This window comes from Streptomyces sp. E2N166 (assembly GCF_003671715.1).
GTDB lineage: Bacteria > Actinomycetota > Actinomycetes > Streptomycetales > Streptomycetaceae > Streptomyces > Streptomyces thinghirensis.
The window spans coordinates 378,187-379,681 of the sequence record NZ_RAIF01000032.1; the positions used below are offsets into that span (position 1 = coordinate 378,187).

2 protein-coding genes and 1 pseudogene are annotated in these 1,495 nt (G+C 76.8%); all 3 read left to right on the top strand.

Features of this window, described 5'->3' with window-relative positions:
* Positions 1-471, top strand: a 471-nt coding sequence (locus EBH09_RS28815) for a hypothetical protein (protein ID WP_345940960.1), incomplete at its 5' end; no start/stop codon positions are given.
* On the top strand, positions 468-1,256 hold the full coding sequence (locus tag EBH09_RS28820; RefSeq protein WP_121749856.1) for an isocitrate lyase/phosphoenolpyruvate mutase family protein: 789 nt from the start codon (positions 468-470) through the stop codon (positions 1,254-1,256). The genes EBH09_RS28815 and EBH09_RS28820, both read left to right, overlap by 4 nt.
* 9 nt (positions 1,257-1,265) lie before the next feature.
* A pseudogene (locus EBH09_RS39845) lies at positions 1,266-1,495 on the top strand (FHA domain-containing protein); the annotation flags it as partial.

A 1,495-nucleotide genomic window follows, 5' to 3' on the forward strand; every position in this document is an offset into this window, starting at 1 on the left:
GCCCCCGCCACCCCCGCCACGGCCACCGCCCTCACGCCCGCCGACGCCGTCACCGGCATGGTCGACCACGTCCTGGCCCTGGCCGCCACCTGGACCCGCTGGGACGGGCGGCCCGCGCACGTCGATGACCGCGTCTACACCCCGCACAAGGCGATCCGGCGCGTCGCCGACCACCTGGTCGACCATCTCGCGGAGCTGGAGGCGCGGTTGGCCGGAGAGGCGACGCAGCCCGACCACTGGCACGCCTCCATGGTCACCACGGACGCGGACCGCGCCCCCTTCACACAGGAGGACCTCGACGAGGCCCGCAGCCGCCTCACCCGGCTCGCCCGGATCTGGGCCAACCGCCTCGACGCGCTCACCGCCGAGCAGCTCGACCACTCGCCCGGCGAGGGCTGGAGCTTCCGCGAACTCGCCGTGCACCTCACGGAGTCCGTGTACTACGCCGACGCGGTGGGTGACCTGTCGTGACCGCCTTCGCCGACCTCCACCGTGCCGGTGAGCCCCTGCTGCTGCCCTGCGCCTGGGACCACGCCTCCGCGTTCGCCCTCGCCGGGCAGGGCTTCCGGGCGGTCGGCACGACCAGCCTGGGCGTCGCGGCGGCGGGCGGGCTGCCCGACGGGGCGTCGGCGACCCGCGACGAGACGCTGCGGCTGGCCCTCACCCTGGGGTCGGGGCCGTTCCTGCTGTCCGTCGACGCGGAGGACGGCTTCAGCGACGACCCCGACGAGGTGGGGGAGTTCGCGCGGCGGCTGGCGGCGGTCGGAGCCGTCGGCATCAACCTGGAGGACACCCTGGGCCCCGCCGGCCGGCACGCGGCCAAGATCGCCGCGGTCAGGTCGGCGGCTCCCGGCCTGTTCGTCAACGCCCGTACGGACACGTACTGGCTCGGGGACCACGACGGTGACGGAGAGAGCCGCGTCGCCGAGACGATGCGGCGCCTCGACGCCTACCGGGAGGCCGGCGCGGACGGCGTCTTCGTCCCCGGCCTCACCGACCCCGGCCGGATCGCGGCCCTCGTCGCCCACTTCGACGTCCCGCTCAACATCCTCCACTCGCCCACCGGTCCGTCCCTCCCGCACCTCGCCGACCTCGGTGTGGGCCGGGTCAGCCTCGGCTCGCTGCTGTACCGGCGGGCACTGGGCGCGGCCCTGGAGACGGCGGCCGACATCGGCGCGGGCCGGGAAGTGCGGGGCGCGGCACCGGCGTACGACGAGGTGCGGGCGCTGAGCGGGGGGCCCGCGGAGCCCGGATAGGGTCAGGGCATGTCGAACGAGTATCCAGCCGCAGCGGGTTCCGACGGGCAGCCCACCGCCGACGGGCGGCCCGCCGGGCACCAGGGCGGCCCGTACGGCCCTCCGCCGGGGGCCACTCCGCCGGGCGCCCACCCCGCACCGTCCGCCCCCGGCGCCCCGGGAGGATTCGGCCCTCCCGGCGGGTACGCCGCGCCCGGCGGGCACGGCGGCCAGGCCGGGTACGGTGCCCAGGGCTCCTA